Below are 16,470 nucleotides of genomic sequence, written 5' to 3'. Positions count from 1 at the left end.
GTCAGCGCGGGAGTTCCGCGCGCCGCAGTGCGGGCACGCCCAGGGCGACGACCCCGCCGAGCCCGCAGACCCCGGCGCTGACGACGAACACGGGGCCGGTGCCCCAGGCGCCGACGGCGGCGGCCGTCAGCGGCATGCTGAGCGGGGTGAGGCCGAGGCTGACGAGGCTGGTGACGGCGGTGACGCGGCCCAGGTAGGCGGGGTCGGCCTGGGTCTGCAGCAGGGCCGCGCACACGGCGCCGCTGAGCCCGGCGAGCAGCCCGATCAGCACGGCGGTGCCGACGGCCGCGGCGAGGGTCGGCGCGTACGCGAGGGCGCCGATGGCCGGCGAGGCCGCCAGGATCGAGCAGCCGGCCACCCGGCCGGCGTGCGGGAGCCGTCCCCGCAGGGTCAGCAGCAGCGCGGCGGCGCCCGCGCCGACGCCGAATCCGGACAGCACCCCGCCCATGCCGGAGGCGCCCCAGCCGCGTTCGTCCGCGAGCAGGGTCAGGCCCACGTTGAGCGGTCCGACGAAGCCGAGGTCGCCGAGGGCGATGGCGGCCGTGAGCGGGGCGAGGACCCGGTGGCGGCGGATGTGGCGCAGTCCGGCCACCAGGTCGGCCCAGGCGGTCCGGCCGCGTGCGTCCGCGGTGTCGTCCGGCGGCAGCTCCCGCATCCGCACGCCGACCAGCAGCGGCAGGGACAGGGCTGTCAGCAGCCCGGCGAGCCCGAACGCGGCGGCCGCGCCGCCCACGGCGACGCCCAGCCCGCCGAGCGGGGCGCCCACGATGACGGCGAACCGGTAGGCGAGGCCGCGCATGCCCTGGACCCGGGCGAGCTGGCCGCGGTCGGTGATCCGGGCGGGCAGCGCGCCCACGGCGGGGACGAACACGGCGTCCACCGTGCCGAACACCAGGGCGAGCGCCGTGAGGGGCCACAGCCGGGGGCCGGTGAGGAGCAGCAGCCCCGCCACCGCGAGGACGGCGGCGCAGCGCACCGCGTCACTGCCGATCACGACCCGGCGCGGCCCGAACCGGTCGGCGATCACTCCCCCGCCCAGCATGAGCGCCGCGCGCGGCAGTGCGCTCACGGACAGCACCAGTCCCGCCTGCGCGGGGGTGCCGGCCTGGACGGCGGCCCAGGACAGGGCGACGTAGTAGACGCCGTCGCCGGCCATCGAGGAGGCGTACGCGCCCAGCCAGCGCAGGACGTTGCCGTCGCGGTGGGCGGGGCGCTCGGCGGCGGCGCGGACGGCGGACGTCCGGGGCACGGTGGTCATGGCCAGGCCTCTCAGGGGCGGAACGGGAAGCCGTACAGATGGAGGGCGACGTTCTCGCGTCCTTCGGTGTCTCCGTCGGCCTCGGCCGCGCGCCCTTTGTCGACGTACCTGGTCATCAGGGCGTGCACCTCCCGGCCCAGCTCGGCCAGTTCGGCGGAGGTCAGCCGGGAGAGGTACTCGGAGTCGAACGAGGCGCTGTTCCACTCGGGGGCCCAGAAGGCCCGTTCGTCGAGATGGCGGTGGTACAGCTCGCTGCGGTGGGCGAAGAAGAGCCGGGAGGCCGAGCGGTGCGCGGCCGCCTTCTCCGGTGCGTCGCGGAAGTCCTCGTCGTGGATGCTGATGCCGTCCGACGCGGGCCGCCACCACCGCTCGCGCCCGTCCGCGCTCTGCGGCTCGGCCTGTTCGATCAGTCCGTGTTCGGCGAGTTTGCGCAAGTGGTAGCTGACCAGCGACACGGCCTCGTCGACCAGTTCGGCCAGCCGTGAGGCCGTGGCCACGCGTTCCAGGTACAGCGCCCGGTACAGGTTCAGCCGCAACGGGTGGGCGAGCGCCTTGAGCGTGCCCACGTCGGTGATCCGCCGGTTCTCCCCGCTTGTCATGGCCTCACGGTAGAAACGAAAGAGAAGTTGCGCAATTAGTTTTGCGCAACTTTCCTTTCGCATCTGGCCATGAGTGAGCCCCGGCCACCGAGGCGGCCGGGGCCCGATGCACGTCACCGCGCCCACGCGGGCGTCACCGCACCGGGTGACCCGCCTGCCGGAGCGTGTCCTTGACCTCGCCGATCCTCAGGTCGCCGAAGTGGAACACCGACGCGGCCAGCACCGCGTCCGCGCCCGCCCCGACGGCCGGCGGGAAGTCCGTGAGCCGCCCGGCGCCGCCGGAGGCGATCAACGGGATCCTCACGTGCTTGCGGACGGCGGCGATCATCTCCAGGTCGTAGCCGTCCTTCGTGCCGTCCGCGTCCATCGAGTTGAGCAGGATCTCGCCCGCGCCCAGCTCGGCCGCCCGGTGGGCCCACTCGACGGCGTCGATGCCGGTGCCCTTACGGCCGCCGTGCGTCGTCACCTCGAACGAACCCGACTCCGTCCGCCGGGCGTCGACCGACAGCACCAGCACCTGGCTGCCGAACCGCTCGGCGATCTCCCTGATCAGCTCCGGGCGGGCGATCGCGGCGGTGTTCACGCCCACCTTGTCGGCGCCGGCCCGCAGCAGCTTGTCGACGTCCTGCGGGGTGCGCACCCCGCCGCCGACGGTCAGCGGGATGAACACCTGCTCGGCGGTGCGGCGCACCACGTCGTAGGTGGTCTCGCGGTTGCCCGAGGAGGCGGTGATGTCCAGGAACGTCAGCTCGTCGGCGCCCTCGGCGTCGTAGACCTTGGCCATCTCGACGGGGTCGCCCGCGTCGCGCAGGTTCTGGAAGTTGACGCCCTTGACGACCCGGCCGGCGTCCACGTCCAGGCAGGGGATGACCCGTACGGCGAGCGTCATGCCGAGGCCCCCCTGCGGAACGCCTCGACCTCGACCTCGACGACCAGACTGGGGTCCACCAGACCGGCCACGATGAGCATGGACGCGGCGGGCCGGACGGTGTCGAACAGCTCCTTGTGAGCGCGTCCGACGTCGTCCACGTCCCGCGCGTGGGTGAGGTACATACGGGTGCGCACGACGTCCTCGCGCCCGAGGCCCAGCTCCGCCAGCGCCGCGAAAGCGACGTTGAAGGCGTTGAGCGTCTGGTCGTAGGGGCCGCCGCCGGCGATCTCGCCGTCCACGATCGAGGTGCAGCCGGAGACCAGCACCAGGCCGCTGGGCAGCTCCACCGCGCGGGAGTATCCGAAGACGTCCTCCCAGGGCGCGCCGGTCGCGACGCGTCGCAGCTCGCTCACCGGGCCACCGCCTCCAGGGCCTCTTCCAGGGTGAACGCCTTGGCGTACAGCGCCTTGCCGACGATGGAGCCCTCGACGCCGAGCGGCACCAGCTCGGCGATGGCCCGCAGGTCGTCCAGGGACGAGACGCCGCCGGACGCCACCACGGGGCGGTCGGTCACGGCGCACACGTTGCGCAGCAGCTCCAGGTTGGGGCCCTGCAGGGTGCCGTCCTTGGCGATGTCGGTGACGACGTACCGCGCGCAGCCCTCCTTGTCGAGGCGCTCCAGCGTCTCGTAGAGGTCGCCGCCGTCGCGGGTCCAGCCGCGGCCGCGCAGGGTGGTGCCGCGGACGTCCAGGCCGACCGCGATCTTGTCGCCGTGTTCGGCGATGACCTCGGCGACCCACTCGGGGGTCTCCAGGGCGGCCGTGCCCAGGTTCACGCGCGTGCAGCCGGTGGCGAGGGCGGCGGCGAGGGTGTCGTCGTCGCGGATGCCGCCGGAGAGCTCGACCTTGATGTCCATCGCCTGGGCGACCTCGGCGATCAGCGCGCGGTTGTCGCCGGTGCCGAACGCGGCGTCCAGGTCGACCAGGTGCAGCCACTCGGCGCCCGAGCGCTGCCAGGCGAGGGCGGCCTCGAGCGGGGAGCCGTAGGAGGTCTCGGTCCCGGACTCGCCGTGCACGAGACGGACGGCCTGGCCGTCGCGGATGTCGACGGCGGGGAGGAGTTCGAGCTTGCTCACAGTGTTCCGATCCAGTTGGTGAGGAGCTGGGCTCCGGCGTCGCCGGACTTCTCGGGGTGGAACTGCGTGGCCCACAGGGCGCCGTTCTCCACGGCGGCCACGAACGGCTTGCCGTGCGTCGACCAGGCCACCTTGGGAGCGCGCATCGTCGGGTTGAGCACTTCCAGGGACCAGTCCTGGACGGCGTAGGAGTGCACGAAATAGAAGCGCGCGTCCGCGTCCAGGCCCGCGAACAGCTCGGATCCGGCCGGGGCGTCGACGGTGTTCCAGCCCATGTGGGGCACGATCTCGGCCTGCAACGGCTCGACCGCGCCGGGCCACTCGTCGAGGCCCTCGGTCTCCACGCCGTGCTCGATGCCGCGGGCGAAGAGGATCTGCATGCCGACGCAGATGCCCATCACCGGGCGCCCGCCGGACAGCCGGCGGCCGATGACCCAGTCGCCGCGGGCCTCCTTCAGGCCCCGCATGCAGGCGGCGAAGGCGCCGACGCCCGGCACCAGAAGCCCGTCGGCGTTCATGGCCGTGTCGAAGTCACGCGTGATCTCGACGTCGGCGCCGGTGCGCGCGAGGGCCCGCTCGGCGGAACGGACGTTGCCGAAGCCGTAGTCGAAGACGACGACCTTCTTCGCGCTCTTCGCGACGCCGCTCAATTCCACACCTCCAGCCTCACGACACCCGCCGCGAGACACATCGCGGCGCCGATCGACAGCAGCACGATCAGGTTCCTGGGCATCTTCTGCTTGACGAAGGAGTAGACGCCTCCCGCGAGGAAGAGGCCGACGACGATCAGGACGGTGGACAGTCCGCTCATGGTGTTACAGCGCGCCCTTCGTGGAGGGGAGGATGCCGGCCGCGCGCGGGTCGCGCTCGGAGGCGTAGCGCAGCGCCCGGGCCAGCGCCTTGAACTGGCACTCCACGATGTGGTGTGCGTTGCGCCCGTAGGGCACGTGCACGTGCAGGGCGATCTGCGCCTGCGCGACGAAGGACTCCAGGATGTGCCGGGTCATCGTCGTGTCGTACTCGCCGATCATCGGCGCCATGTTCTCGGGCTCGGTGTGCACGAGGTAGGGGCGGCCGGACAGGTCGACGGTCACCTGGGCGAGCGACTCGTCCAGCGGGACCGTGCAGTTGCCGAAGCGGTAGATGCCCACCTTGTCGCCGAGGGCCTGCCTGAAGGCGGCGCCGAGCGCGAGGGCGGTGTCCTCGATGGTGTGGTGGGAGTCGATGTGCAGGTCGCCGTCGGTCTTCACGACGAGGTCGAACAGCCCGTGCCGGCCGAGCTGGTCGAGCATGTGGTCGTAGAAGCCGACGCCGGTCGACACGTCGACCTTGCCGGAGCCGTCGAGGTCGATCTCGACGAGGACCGACGTCTCCTTCGTCGTGCGCTCTGTGCGTCCTACGCGGCTCATGCGCTCTGCTCCTTCTTGACTTCACGGACCGCGTCGAGGAACGCGTCGTTCTCTTCGGGGGTGCCGGCGGTCACCCGCAGCCAGCCGGGCACGCCGTTGTCCCGGACCAGGACGCCCCGGTCGAGGATCCTGCGCCAGACCGCGTGGGCGTCCTCGAACCGCCCGAACTGCACGAAGTTGGCGTCGGACGCCGTGACCTCGTAGCCGGCGGCGAGCAGCTCGCTCACCAGCCGGTCGCGCTCCGACTTCAGCTGCTCGACGTACTTCAGCAGCGTGTCGGTGTGCTCCAGCGCGGCCAGCGCGGTCGCCTGGGTGACGGCCGACAGGTGGTAGGGCAGCCGCACGAGCTGGACGGCGTCCACGACCGCGGGGTGCGCGGCGAGGTAGCCGAGGCGCAGGCCGGCGGCGCCGAAGGCCTTCGACATCGTCCGTGAGACGACGAGATTCGGCCGTCCTTCGATCAGCGGCAGCAGTGACGCGCTGTGGCTGAACTCGACGTAGGCCTCGTCGACGACGACCATCGACGGCTTGGCCGCCTGGGCGGCCTCGTACAGGGCGAGGACCGTCTCGGCGGGGACGGCGGTGCCGGTGGGGTTGTTGGGGGTGGTGACGAAGACGACGTCCGGGCGGTGCTCGGCGATGGCCTTCTCGGCCGCCGCGAGGTCGACGGTGAAGTCCTCGTCGCGGGGACCGGAGATCCAGCCGGTCCCGGTGCCGCGCGCGATGAGCCCGTGCATCGAGTAGGAGGGCTCGAAGCCGATCGCCGTGCGTCCGGGGCCGCCGAAGGTCTGCAGCAGCTGCTGGATGACCTCGTTGGAGCCGTTGGCGGCCCACACGTCGGCCGGGCCGACCGTGTACCCCGTCGTGTCGGTGAGGTACTGCGCGAGCCGGGTGCGCAGCTCGACCGCGTCCCGGTCCGGGTAGCGGTTGAGGTGGCGGGCGGCCTCGCGCACCCGCTCGGCGATCCGCTCGACCAGCGGCTCGGGCAGCGGGTAGGGGTTCTCGTTGGTGTTCAGCCGTACGGGGACGTCGAGCTGGGGCGCGCCGTAGGGGGACTTGCCGCGCAGTTCGTCGCGTACGGGGAGATCGTCGATTCCGATGTTCACTGGGTCGTCGGCACCTTCCACCCGAACCTTGCCTTGATCGCCGCGCCGTGCGCCGGCAGGTCCTCGGCCTCCGCCAGCGTCACCACATGGTGGGCGACGTCGGCGAGCGCCTCGCGCGTGTAGTCGACGATGTGGATGCCCCGCAGGAAGGACTGCACGGACAGCCCGGAGGAGTGGCAGGCGCAGCCGCCCGTGGGCAGGACGTGGTTGGACCCGGCGGCGTAGTCGCCGAGCGACACCGGCGCCCAGGGGCCGACGAAGATCGCGCCCGCGTTCCTGACCCGGTCGGCCACGGCCGCGGCGTCGGCGGTCTGGATCTCCAGGTGCTCGGCGCCGTACGCGTCGACGACCCGCAGGCCCTCCTCGACGCCGTCGACGAGCACGATCGCCGACTGCCGGCCGGCGAGCGCCGGGACGATCCGGTCGTCGACGTGCCGGGTGGCCGCGACCTGCGGCTCCAGCTCCTTCTCGACGGCGTCCGCCAGTTCCACGGAGTCGGTGACCAGGACGGCGGCGGCCAGCGGGTCGTGCTCGGCCTGGCTGATCAGGTCGGACGCCACGTGCACCGGGTCGGCGGTGGAGTCCGCGAGGACCGCGATCTCGGTCGGGCCCGCTTCCGTGTCGATGCCGATCTTGCCGGTGAAGTAGCGCTTGGCCGCGGCCACCCAGATGTTGCCGGGTCCGGTGACCATGTTCACCGGCGCGCAGGACTCGGTGCCGTGGGCGAACATGGCGACGGCCGTGGCGCCGCCGACCGCGTACACCTCGTCGACGCCCAGCAGCGCGCACGCGGCGAGGATCGTCGGGTGCGGGAGCCCGCCGAACGCGGCCTGCGGCGGCGAGGCCAGGGCGATCGACTCGACGCCCGCCTCCTGCGCCGGCACGGCGTTCATGATGACCGACGACGGGTAGACCGACCGGCCGCCGGGCGCGTACAGCCCGACCCGCCCGACCGGAACCCACTTCTCGGTGACCGAGCCGCCGGGCACGACCTGGGTGGTGTGCGTCGTACGGCGCTGCTCGCGGTGGACGAGACGGGCGCGGCGGACGGACTCCTCCAGGGCCGCGCGCACGGCCGGGTCGAGCCGCTCCAGCGCGTCGGCGATCGCGCGCGCGGGAACGCGTACGGATTCCAGCCGCACCCCGTCGAACCTCTCCGCGAAGTCGATCAGCGCCGCGTCGCCCCGATGATGCACGGCCTCGCAGATCGGACGCACCTTCTCCAGGGCGGCCGAGACGTCGAAGTCGGCTCGGGGCAGCAGGTCGCGCAGGGCGGGTCCCTCGGGGAGGGCGTCGCCGCGCAGATCGATTCGGGAGATCACGTGGTCAATTCTCTCAGACCGGGATCGGGGGTCGTCCGCGCGTATCAATGGCTGATACAGACCATGGCCGGAATCCGGAAGATCCTCTTCGGGTACGGCGTCCGGGGGCCCTTCACCGGGCATGAACAGCTGTGCGAAAGCAGTGAGTGAGGAGAGGGGCGCGTGGAGTGACCGAGGGGGCGGGCATCCGAACGGGGGGCGACGCCGGAGATCTGCCGGACGATCTGACCGCGGCCGAGGCCGGCATGTGGCAGGCCTTCCGCAACGGCAGCGTGTACGACCTGAGCAGCGGGGACACGGTCGTCGACGATCCGCACGGCGGGCATCCGTGGGGCGCGTCGCGCACCGTGCGGGCGCGGATCGTCGCCTGGCTGCTGCTGGCCGGGCCGCCCGCGCTGGCCGGCCGGGTGGCCGCGCTGAAGCTCGCCGGTGTGCAGATCAGCGGCTCCCTGGACCTCGCGGGCGGCACGGTGGTGCCGTACATGGAGATGAAGCACTGCCGCTTCGAGCACGAGGTGCGTCTGCCGGAGGCGCGGTTCACGACCCTGCGGATGGTGGACTGCTCGGTGCCGCGGCTGGAGGCCGCCCGGCTGCACACCGAGGGCGATCTGCACCTGCCCCGCTGCCGCTTCCACAACGGCGTCCGGCTCACCGACGCGCACATCGGCACGGACCTGCTGCTCAACCAGGCGATCGTCTACCGCGACCGCACGGGCCGCTCGATCGCCGCCGACGGCATGACGGTCGGCCAGGACCTGCAGGCCGAGCTGCTGGAGTCGCACGGCGAGCTGAGTCTGCGCAGCGCCAAGATCGGGGTGTCGCTGAGCCTGCGCGGGGCGCGGCTGGCCAACCCGTACACGCGGCTGGCGCTGAACGCGCCCCAGCTCACCGTGGAGCGCTCGCTGTACCTGACCCCGGCCGGCGTCGGAGGGCAGGCGCTCAGCGGCACGACCCCCGCGCGCGGGACGCGCATCCAGCGCTTCGAGTGCCGGGGCGGGGTGCGCCTGGACGACGGCCGGTTCGGGGACGCGGTGGACCTGGAGCGGGCCCGGTTCGTCTTCACGGACGACCAGGAGCTGTCGCTGCGCCGGGTCCAGACGTCCGAACTGCGCTTCCTCGGGGAACAGCCGAGGCGCGGCAAGGTCGTGCTGTCCGGCGCGCGGGTGGTCAACCTGGTGGACCGGGCGAGCGCGTGGCCGGGTCCCGGGAGTCTGCACATGGGCGGCTTCGTGTACGAGAACCTGGTGCCGCAGGGTCCGTTCCCGCTGGCGGAGCGGCTGCGCTGGGTGGCCGCCGCGACCGCCGAGTACGCCCCGGAGCCGTACGAGCGGCTGGCGGCCGTGCTGCGGGCCGGCGGGGAGGACGAGGACGCCCGCGAGGTGCTGCTGGCCAAGCAGCGCCGCCGGCGCGAGACCCTGCCGCCGGCCGCGAAGCTCTGGGGTTACGCGCAGGACTGGACCGTCGCCTACGGGTACCGGCCGGGCCGGGCGGCGGTGTGGATGGCGGTGCTGTGGGCCGCGAGCTCGCTGGCCTTCGCGCACGCCGCGCATCCGGCCGTCGATCCCGGGGGGCATCCGCCCTGGAACCCGGCCCTGTTCGCCCTGGACCTGCTGCTGCCGGTCATCGACCTGGGGCAGGTCGGCCAGTGGCAGCTGCGCGGGGGCTGGCAGTGGCTGTCGACGGCGCTGATCCTGCTGGGCTGGATCCTGGCGACGGCGGTGGCGGCGGGAGCGACGCGGCTGCTGCGCCGGAACTGACCGCGCCCGCACGGGGGCGGTCGGCCGCCGTCCCCGCCCCCGGCCGGGGGGATCCGCGGCAGGCCGCCTTTTACCTTCCCTTGACCCGGCGGCGTACAACTTTCCGCAGGTTGCCCGCACCCTCTGGCGCGATCTGAACCTGCGGCTTTTCAATGGTCGACACCATGGCTCTGCTGCCCCCCTTCATCCGCGCCTCCCGGACGTCGCGGACGTCCCGGACGGCACGGTACGTCGCCCCCCACAGCGCCGCCGGGCTCCCCGCCGACGACGAGGTGCTCCTCGACGTGCCCGACGACCGGCTCGGGCCCGCGCTGGTCGCGGCCGGGCTGGGCGCCTACGCCCCCGCCGCCGCCCTGCTGCTGCACACCCGCGAACAGGCCGAGTGGGAGTACCGCGACCGGTACGCCACCCGGCTGGCCTCCTTCGCCCGCTCCCGCCCGGAGTGGTTCGAGGACTGGCGCGCCGCGGCCCCGCGCGACCCCGACGTCCTGCTCGTCTCCGCGCAGCTCGCCGTGGCCCGCGCGTGGGCATCGCCGGCCCGGGCCGAGCTGCTGCGGGAGGTGAGCCCGCTGATCACGGCGGCCGCGCAGAGCGACGTCCGCGACCCGGTGCCGTGGCGGATAGCCCTCGACCACGCCCGCGGCACGCACGCCGGCCACAAGTACTTCGGCGAGCTGTGGGCGGCCGCGGTGCGCCGCGCCCCGCACCACTACGGCTGCCATGTGGCCGCCAAGCGCTATCTGGCCGAGTCCTGGCACGGCTCCCACCGCGAGTGCTTCGACTTCGCCGACCGTGCGGCGCAGGACGCGCCGGCCGGCTCCCTCGTCCAGGCGCTGCCGGCGCGGGCCGCCTTCGCCTACCTGACCGACGGCTGCGGCCCCGAGGTGCCCCGCGAACGGCTGGACGCGGCCGCCGACCGGGCCGTCGCGCTGTCGGCCCGCTTCCCGGCCGCCGACCCGTGGCCGGCCGAGATCCGCAACGTGCTGACGTACGTCCTGGTCCGCCTGGACCGGCGCGACGAGGCCCTCGCCCAACTGCGCCTGATCGGCCCGTACGCCACGTCCTTCCCCTGGGACAGGCTGTCCGACGACCCCCTCGGCCACTTCCTCGCGGTGCGCGAGGAAGTGCGCTCGGGACCGTCCGAGCAGCCCCCCTGGCATCCGGGGAGCGGGCACGGCGGACGAGCCCGCCCGCTGGACCATTAGGCTTCTGCGTCGTGACCACCGTCCGTCTGCCGCTCTTCCCCCTGAACTCGGTGTTGTTCCCGGGACTCGTGCTCCCGCTCAACGTCTTCGAGGAGCGTTATCGCGCCATGATGCGCGATCTGCTGAAGACCCCCGAGGACGAATCGCGCCGGTTCGCCGTCGTCGCCATCCGCGACGGCCACGAGGTGGCGCCCAGCTCCCCGGGCCTGCCCGACCAGACGGCGCTGCCCGAACACGGCCCCGCGGCCGGTTTCGGCGACGACCCGGTCAAGGCCTTCCACGGCGTCGGCTGCGTGGCCGACGCGGCGACGATCCGCGAACGGGCCGACGGCACCTTCGAGGTGCTGGCGACCGGCACGACCCGCGTGAAGCTCCTGTCGGTGGACGCCTCGGGTCCGTTCCTGACGGCCGAGCTGCAGGAGCTGCCCGAGGACCCGGGCGACGAGGCGGGCGCCCTCGCGGAGGGCGTGCTGCGGTCCTTCCGCCAGTACCAGAAGCGGCTGGCGGGCGCCCGCGAACGCTCCCTGTCCACGGGCGCGGACCTCCCGGACGACCCCTCGGTGGTGTCGTACCTGGTGGCCGCCGCGATGATGCTGGACACCCCCAGCAAGCAGCGGCTGCTGCAGGCCCCGGACACGGCCTCCCGGCTGCGGGACGAGCTGACCCTGCTGCGCGCGGAGACGGCGATCATCCGCAACCTGCCCTCGCTGCCCGCGGCGGACCTGACCCGTGGCCCGACGAGTCTCAACTGACGTCACCGAGAAGGCCCGCATGGCGAAGAAGTCGAAGAAGCAACAGCAGCAGTCCGGGGGAACTCCCGCGACGGTGGCCCTGACGGCGGCCGGCGTGGACTTCACGGTCCACGCCTACGACCACGATCCGAGCCACCCGTCGTACGGCGAGGAGGCTGCCCAGGCGATGGGCGTCTCCCCCGACCGGGTCTTCAAGACCCTGGTCGCGGACGTGGACGGCACCCTCACGGTGGCGGTGGTCCCGGTCGCCGGCTCCCTGGACCTGAAGGCCCTGGCGGCGGCGGTGGGCGGCAAGCGCGCGGCGATGGCCGACCCCACCCTGGCCGAACGCACCACGGGCTACGTCCGGGGCGGCATCTCCCCGCTGGGCCAGCGCAAGAAGCTCCCGACGGTCCTGGACGAGTCGGCGACCGCCCACGCCACGGTCTGCGTCTCGGCGGGCCGCAGGGGCCTGGAGGTGGAGCTCTCCCCGACGGATCTGGTGGAGCTCACCGGGGCGGTCCTGTCCCCGATCGGCCGGGTCTGAGGCTCTCGTCGCGAGCAACCGCCCGGACGGCCCCCCACGGACCCTGGACCGCTCTGCGGCCCCCGACGGACCCTGGACCGCTCTGCGGCCGTGTCCGCGGATGCGGGGTGATCCACACACAGGCCCTACGCCAACGGAGCGCCGTACCCGTCCTCGGGGACCGGCCCGTACGGCTCGTAGGGATCGGGGTCCCGGGGTCCGAACAGGGCCGTGAGCCCCAGATGCACCAGCGAGGCGGCGAGCGGCCAGGCGAGGAGCGCGCCCTTCGCCCCGAGCTTCAGCGGCGCGGGGAACGTGACCCCCTTGCCCGCCGACCGCGCATGCGCGATCACGTCGGAATCGGGCCCGAGCCACACCCCCAGCCGCCAGGCCAGCAGCGATCCGAGGAAGCCGCCCACCGCGAGCGCGACGACCAGCGGCACTCCCCCACGCCGCCGCCACAGGAACACCGCGACCGCGCTGACCGCGCCGCACGCGAGGGCCAGGAGCGTGAACGTTCCGTCCACCCCGATCGCCTGCTCGCCCTCGGTGTCCTTGAAGTAGACGACCCACTGCTCGTCCACCAGGTCGCCGACGAGCGGCACGTTCGGGGCCAGCCACACCCACAGCAGTCCCAGCAGCGCCCCGGCGACGGCGACCGCGACCGTGATCACGGCGGCTTCGCGCAGTTCGGTCTTCATCCCGGGCCCGTCCTGTCCGTACGCGACGTCGTGCGGCGCGGCGGCCGCTCCCGCGTGCCCTGCGGGCGACGGCGGCCGGACCTCGTGCGAAGACGGTTCGTGGGGCGGCGGAGGCGGAGTCAGCGGTGCGGTCACCCTGACATCGTGCCAGGCCCGCCCGGGGAGCGCGTCACCGGACGGCGGCCCGGCGGTACGCCCAGGTGGCGACGGCGAGCGAGACGACGCCCACGCCCGCGCACACGGCGAGGTCGCCGAGCACGAACGCCCAGTCGGGACGGGCCCCGAAGGTCCGGGCGAACGCCTCGACCCCGTACGTCGAGGGCAGCAGGTCACGGGCGAAGCGCACCGCCTCCGGCATCCGGTCCGGCGGCAGCACCCCCAGCAGCAGCGCCGCCGACATGCCGAGCTGACCGAGCACCGTGGCCAGCTCCGGCCGCGGCGCGAGCAGCCCGAAGGCCGCGCCGAGCCCGGACAGGGCGGCGCCGGCCAGCGGGATCACGGCCGCGAGCACCCACAGGTGCGTCAGGGGCAGCCCGAACAGCACGCACCCGAACACGGCGGTCACCAGCGTGCCGGGCACCGTGAAGGAGGCGTAGGCGCCCGCCGCGCCCAGCACCACGGCCGCGGGCGGCACGGGCAGCGTCGCGTAGTGGTCCAGGCCCCCGCTCGCCCGCAGCTGCCCGAAGTACTGGGCGAGCAGGTTCAGCGCGACGAAGGCGACGACCAGCACCGCGGCCCCCGCCACCACGGACTCCGCCTCGTGCCCTCCGTCGACCACGCCCCGCATCATGATCAGGATGCCGACGGACTGGAAGGTCGCCACGAACAGCAGCGGGATGCGCGCCACCCGGGCCCGGGACAGCTGAGCCCGGTACACGGCGACGAGCGACGGCCACAGCCGGGCGCGCGGCGCGAGCTCGGCGGCGCCGGTGCGGGCGGTCTCGGTGACGGCCAGGGCGCCGCCCGGCAGAACCCCGGCGGGTACGACACTCACGTGGCGCTGCTCCTCTTCCCTACGGTTCTCATACCGTCCCATACGGTCCCGCCGGCCCGCCCGCTCACCCCGGCGCGCCTCGCGCCCCCGGTCACCCACGCGCTCACGCCCGCACCAGTCCCTGCCGTGCCGCCCCGCCGAGCGCCAGATAGACGTCCTCCAGGCTAGGGGTGGCCAGGGTGAAGTCGTCGAGCGCGGCGAAGGCGGCCCCGCCGGTGACGGTGGCGACGACGGCCCGGGCCTCGTCGGGGGCCAGGCGCAGCGTCCAGCGGCGGCCGGACTCCACGGCCCGCTCCCGCAGCGCGGCGACCTCGGGCACGTCCAGCGGCGGCCGCTCGCGCCACACCAGTTCCACTCGCACCTCGCCGGCGACCTGCTCCTTGAGTCCGGAGGGGGTGTCGCAGGCGATGACGCGGCCCTGGTCGAGGACGGCGACCCGGTCGAGCACGGTCTCCGCCTCGATGACGTTGTGGGTGACGAGCAGCACGGTCGTCCCGCGTTCGGCCCGTCGGCGGTCCACGGCGGCCCACACGGCCCGGCGCGCCACCGGGTCCATGCCGGTGGTCGGCTCGTCCAGCACCAGCAGGGGCCGCTCGCCCACCAGCGCGGCGGCGAAGCAGGCGAGGCGGCGCTGCCCGCCGGACAGCTTGCGCAGCGTCCGCCCGGCGAGCGGCGTGAGGCCCAGCTCGTCGAGGACGGCGTCGCGCTCCCGGCGGGCCGCGCGCACGTCGAGGCCGCGCAGCCGGCCGGTGGTCTCGGCGGCCAGGGAGACGGTGAGCTCGTCGAGGGCGGTGGACTCCTGGCCGAGGTAGGCGAGGATCCGCGCGGCCCGGTCGGGGTGGCGCACGATGTCGTGGCCGAGGATCTCGACGCTGCCCGCGTCGGGCCGCATCAGTCCGGTCATCTGCCGTACGAGGGTGGTCTTGCCGGCGCCGTTCGGCCCGAGCAGCCCGAAGATCTCACCGCGCCGGATGTCGAGCCGCACGTCGTCGGTGGCCCGCACCTCGGGGGCCGCGGGAGTGCCGCGCCGGCCCCGGACCGCGGGGTAGGACTTCGTCAGCCCGCGCACGGCACACACGACCTCGTCCCCATGCCGAACTGCCGATGCCGCGCGCGTACTCACAAGGCACGAGACTACGGGGTCGGGGACATACGCTCGCCGTCGGGGCGTCCGGGACGCCCGGCTCAGTCGCCCGCCGGGGCGTGCTCGGCGCCCGTGCGGACGTCGATCTCGCGCCAGAAACCCGCCCGGATGGCGTAGCGGTCGTGTTCGTCGATCTGGTCGTCCTTGTGGGCGAGCAGTCCGAAGCGGGCGGCGTACCTCAGCAGCTCGCCGTCGATGCGGTGCGGGATCCGCGGGTACATGCCCGACAGCTTCTGCAGATGGCCCTGCTCTCCGAGGCGCCCGATCCAGCGGCGGGCGAAGACCTGGCCCACCTCGTAGGGGTCGCCGCCGACGGTGGTGATGTCCTCCTCGCGGTCGGCCCACCGCTGCTCCGCCGTCGTGACCTGCGCGAGCGTCGGCATCGAGGCGACGTCGGAGGGCTCGGGGACGGCTCCGGGACGGTCGACCCAGCCCTTGTCGGAGGACCAGCGCAGGGTCGCGGTGGCGGGGTGCTGGGCGGCCTGGGCGCCGGGTGCGCGCAGCGCGGCCAGGTCCTTGGGGGTCGGCACGCCCTTGGGGGCGGGGACGCGCTCCTGAGAGCCGTTGTCGGAGCCGCCGCCCCCGGAGGGGTGCTCGGTCTCCTCGGGGGTGCGCTCGGCGGTCGGCGCGAGGCCGGAGTCGGGCAGCGGGGCGGAGAGGATGGCGGCGATCTCGGGGCGGGGGGCCGGCGGCGGCGCGCAGATCCCGCCGAGCTCCTTCGCACGGACGGCCTTGGTGATCCAGGTGCGGTCCAGGACGCGCCGCTCGTCGGCCTCGGCGACCAGGTCCTCGGACTGGTTGTAGTCGCCGTCGGCGGCCTGCACGGCCCACAGGTGGACGGCGACGCCGTGCTCCTTGGCGGCCATCATCCCGGGCAGCAGATCGCCGTCGCCGGTGACGAGGACGACGTCGGAGCAGGCGCGGTTGCGGGCCAGCTCGGTCAGCTCGGCGTGCATGGCGGCGTCGACGCCCTTCTGGGCCCACCGCCCGTCGCTCCGGGTCAGGGCGCCCAGCCGGACGGTCACCCGGGGCATCACCCGCAGTCTGCGGTGCTCCGGCTGGGGGACGCGGTCGGGCGCGCCGTCGAACCAGTAGATGCGCAGCAGCGGGCGTTCGGTCTCGGACTCGGCCTGTTCGCGCAGGCCCTGGACGAGGGCGGCGTGGTCGACGGTGATGCGGGATCGTGAGGGCTCTCCGGCGAGGAGACTCGCGGCCGCCCCCAGCAGATACCCGGCGTCCACCAGGACGATGCAGCGGTCCACACGACTCACCCTCTTTCCGGGAGGTTTGCTCCGGGCTTCCTTCGAGTCTGCCCGACGGCGCGGAGGTTAACGGCCCGAACTCGATCTTCGGCGTGGCGTTTCGAGCATGTGCGTGCCGACAACCCCTGTTACACACGGTAATTATCCGAAATGCGTCCTAAGTCAGCCTATGTGAGTCTGGTCCCGGCCCTGGCCCCTAGATCCCCCCAGGAGGCAGAGCACCATGGCCAAGAACAAGAAGCAGGAACGTAAGCAGCCCCAGTCCGAGCGTGGTCAGCAGACCGCACGGCCGTCCACGATGGAGTCGCAGGCCGAGCAGCACATCGCCCAGGTGACGCCGGCCGACATGGCCCGCAAGGGCAGGCAGAAGCGCTTCGGCCACAACTGACGTCGGCACGACGGGCTGTTGCAGCCCGGGCACAGCGAGGGGCGCATCCGATACCGATACCG

The 16,470-nt window shown here is 73.5% G+C and carries 19 protein-coding genes; 5 read left to right on the top strand and 14 right to left on the bottom strand.

Features of this window, described 5'->3' with window-relative positions; translation table 11 throughout:
- Window position 1 precedes the first annotated feature (1 nt).
- The 10 genes from Sri02f_RS05495 to hisD all read right to left on the bottom strand — a co-directional run bounded on the left by Sri02f_RS05495 (window position 2) and on the right by hisD (window position 7,700).
- Entirely contained in the window at window positions 2-1,258 is a 1,257-nt protein-coding gene (locus Sri02f_RS05495; RefSeq protein WP_108999937.1) for an MFS transporter, read from the bottom strand.
- Between the two features lie 11 nt (window positions 1,259-1,269).
- Entirely contained in the window at window positions 1,270-1,857 is a 588-nt protein-coding gene (locus Sri02f_RS05490) for an ArsR/SmtB family transcription factor (protein ID WP_108999936.1), read from the bottom strand.
- Window positions 1,858-1,990: 133 nt separating this feature from the next.
- Window positions 1,991-2,746, bottom strand: coding sequence for an imidazole glycerol phosphate synthase subunit HisF (gene hisF / locus Sri02f_RS05485; RefSeq protein WP_108999935.1), 756 nt, complete (start codon window positions 2,744-2,746; stop codon window positions 1,991-1,993).
- Window positions 2,743-3,141: a RidA family protein gene (locus Sri02f_RS05480; protein ID WP_069772618.1), complete on the bottom strand. Its 399-nt coding sequence runs from the start codon at window positions 3,139-3,141 to the stop codon at window positions 2,743-2,745. The genes hisF and Sri02f_RS05480 overlap by 4 nt, the downstream gene beginning before the upstream one ends.
- The gene (gene priA, locus Sri02f_RS05475; RefSeq protein ID WP_108999934.1) at window positions 3,138-3,863 is read right to left on the bottom strand and encodes a bifunctional 1-(5-phosphoribosyl)-5-((5-phosphoribosylamino)methylideneamino)imidazole-4-carboxamide isomerase/phosphoribosylanthranilate isomerase PriA; all 726 of its coding nucleotides are present in this window, start codon (window positions 3,861-3,863) and stop codon (window positions 3,138-3,140) included. Before priA ends, Sri02f_RS05480 begins: the two co-directional genes overlap by 4 nt.
- Window positions 3,860-4,513 carry an imidazole glycerol phosphate synthase subunit HisH gene (gene hisH / locus Sri02f_RS05470; RefSeq protein WP_373865070.1) on the bottom strand — a complete coding sequence of 218 codons (654 nt, stop codon included), beginning with the start codon at window positions 4,511-4,513 and terminating at the stop codon, window positions 3,860-3,862. Before hisH ends, priA begins: the two co-directional genes overlap by 4 nt.
- Window positions 4,510-4,674 carry a CG2302 family histidine operon protein gene (locus tag Sri02f_RS41660; RefSeq protein WP_167467491.1) on the bottom strand — a complete coding sequence of 55 codons (165 nt, stop codon included), beginning with the start codon at window positions 4,672-4,674 and terminating at the stop codon, window positions 4,510-4,512. The genes hisH and Sri02f_RS41660 overlap by 4 nt, the downstream gene beginning before the upstream one ends.
- Window positions 4,675-4,678: 4 nt before the next feature.
- Window positions 4,679-5,272: an imidazoleglycerol-phosphate dehydratase HisB gene (hisB, locus tag Sri02f_RS05465; RefSeq protein ID WP_108999932.1), complete on the bottom strand. Its 594-nt coding sequence runs from the start codon at window positions 5,270-5,272 to the stop codon at window positions 4,679-4,681.
- Entirely contained in the window at window positions 5,269-6,378 is a 1,110-nt protein-coding gene (locus Sri02f_RS05460) for a histidinol-phosphate transaminase (protein ID WP_108999931.1), read from the bottom strand. Before Sri02f_RS05460 ends, hisB begins: the two co-directional genes overlap by 4 nt.
- Window positions 6,375-7,700 (bottom strand): histidinol dehydrogenase, encoded by a 1,326-nt coding sequence (hisD, locus tag Sri02f_RS05455; protein ID WP_108999930.1) that lies wholly within the window; start codon window positions 7,698-7,700, stop codon window positions 6,375-6,377. Before hisD ends, Sri02f_RS05460 begins: the two co-directional genes overlap by 4 nt.
- A 167-nt stretch (window positions 7,701-7,867) precedes the next feature.
- Between hisD and Sri02f_RS05450 the strand changes: the two genes are divergently transcribed.
- The 4 genes from Sri02f_RS05450 to ybaK all read left to right on the top strand — a co-directional run bounded on the left by Sri02f_RS05450 (window position 7,868) and on the right by ybaK (window position 11,940).
- Window positions 7,868-9,457 carry an oxidoreductase gene (locus Sri02f_RS05450; RefSeq protein WP_108999929.1) on the top strand — a complete coding sequence of 530 codons (1,590 nt, stop codon included), beginning with the start codon at window positions 7,868-7,870 and terminating at the stop codon, window positions 9,455-9,457.
- A 152-nt stretch (window positions 9,458-9,609) separates the two neighbouring features.
- On the top strand, window positions 9,610-10,662 hold the full coding sequence (locus Sri02f_RS05445) for a hypothetical protein (RefSeq protein WP_108999928.1): 1,053 nt from the start codon (window positions 9,610-9,612) through the stop codon (window positions 10,660-10,662).
- A gap of 11 nt (window positions 10,663-10,673) precedes the next feature.
- A complete protein-coding gene (locus Sri02f_RS05440; protein WP_108999927.1) occupies window positions 10,674-11,414 on the top strand; it encodes an LON peptidase substrate-binding domain-containing protein in 741 nt (246 codons plus the stop codon).
- 19 nt (window positions 11,415-11,433) lie between these two features.
- Window positions 11,434-11,940 carry a Cys-tRNA(Pro) deacylase gene (gene ybaK, locus Sri02f_RS05435; RefSeq protein WP_108999926.1) on the top strand — a complete coding sequence of 169 codons (507 nt, stop codon included), beginning with the start codon at window positions 11,434-11,436 and terminating at the stop codon, window positions 11,938-11,940.
- Between the two features lie 125 nt (window positions 11,941-12,065).
- Here the strand turns inward: ybaK and Sri02f_RS05430 are convergent, their stop codons facing one another.
- From Sri02f_RS05430 to Sri02f_RS05415, 4 genes are all read right to left on the bottom strand, one after another.
- Window positions 12,066-12,755, bottom strand: coding sequence for a DUF2567 domain-containing protein (locus tag Sri02f_RS05430; protein ID WP_108999925.1), 690 nt, complete (start codon window positions 12,753-12,755; stop codon window positions 12,066-12,068).
- A 34-nt stretch (window positions 12,756-12,789) separates the two neighbouring features.
- Window positions 12,790-13,614, bottom strand: coding sequence for an ABC transporter permease (locus Sri02f_RS05425; RefSeq protein ID WP_108999924.1), 825 nt, complete (start codon window positions 13,612-13,614; stop codon window positions 12,790-12,792).
- A 103-nt stretch (window positions 13,615-13,717) separates the two neighbouring features.
- On the bottom strand, window positions 13,718-14,692 hold the full coding sequence (locus Sri02f_RS05420; RefSeq protein WP_108999923.1) for an ABC transporter ATP-binding protein: 975 nt from the start codon (window positions 14,690-14,692) through the stop codon (window positions 13,718-13,720).
- 107 nt (window positions 14,693-14,799) lie between these two features.
- Entirely contained in the window at window positions 14,800-16,020 is a 1,221-nt protein-coding gene (locus tag Sri02f_RS05415; RefSeq protein WP_108999922.1) for an NYN domain-containing protein, read from the bottom strand.
- Window positions 16,021-16,243: 223 nt separating this feature from the next.
- On the opposite strand from Sri02f_RS05415, the gene Sri02f_RS41655 reads away from it, so the two are divergent.
- Window positions 16,244-16,408 (top strand): hypothetical protein, encoded by a 165-nt coding sequence (locus Sri02f_RS41655; protein WP_167467490.1) that lies wholly within the window; start codon window positions 16,244-16,246, stop codon window positions 16,406-16,408.
- Window positions 16,409-16,470 lie beyond the last annotated feature (62 nt).

The sequence above is a fragment of the Streptomyces rishiriensis genome (genome assembly GCF_003112535.1).
GTDB lineage: Bacteria > Actinomycetota > Actinomycetes > Streptomycetales > Streptomycetaceae > Streptomyces > Streptomyces rishiriensis.
Note: the sequence above shows the minus strand (reverse complement) of the source record. Positions and strands in the feature narration are given on the sequence as shown.

Bases quoted from the DNA above. Each gene is read 5' to 3' on its own strand.
- Sri02f_RS05495 (WP_108999937.1), bottom strand. From the start codon at position 1,258: ATGACCACCGTGCCCCGGACGTCCGCCGTCCGCGCCGCCGCCGAGCGC.
- Sri02f_RS05490 (WP_108999936.1), bottom strand. From the start codon at position 1,857: ATGACAAGCGGGGAGAACCGGCGGATCACCGACGTGGGCACGCTCAAG.
- hisF (WP_108999935.1), bottom strand. From the start codon at position 2,746: ATGACGCTCGCCGTACGGGTCATCCCCTGCCTGGACGTGGACGCCGGC.
- Sri02f_RS41660 (WP_167467491.1), bottom strand. From the start codon at position 4,674: ATGAGCGGACTGTCCACCGTCCTGATCGTCGTCGGCCTCTTCCTCGCG.
- hisB (WP_108999932.1), bottom strand. From the start codon at position 5,272: ATGAGCCGCGTAGGACGCACAGAGCGCACGACGAAGGAGACGTCGGTC.
- Sri02f_RS05445 (WP_108999928.1), top strand. From the start codon at position 9,610: ATGGTCGACACCATGGCTCTGCTGCCCCCCTTCATCCGCGCCTCCCGG.
- ybaK (WP_108999926.1), top strand. From the start codon at position 11,434: ATGGCGAAGAAGTCGAAGAAGCAACAGCAGCAGTCCGGGGGAACTCCC.
- Sri02f_RS41655 (WP_167467490.1), top strand. From the start codon at position 16,244: ATGGCCAAGAACAAGAAGCAGGAACGTAAGCAGCCCCAGTCCGAGCGT.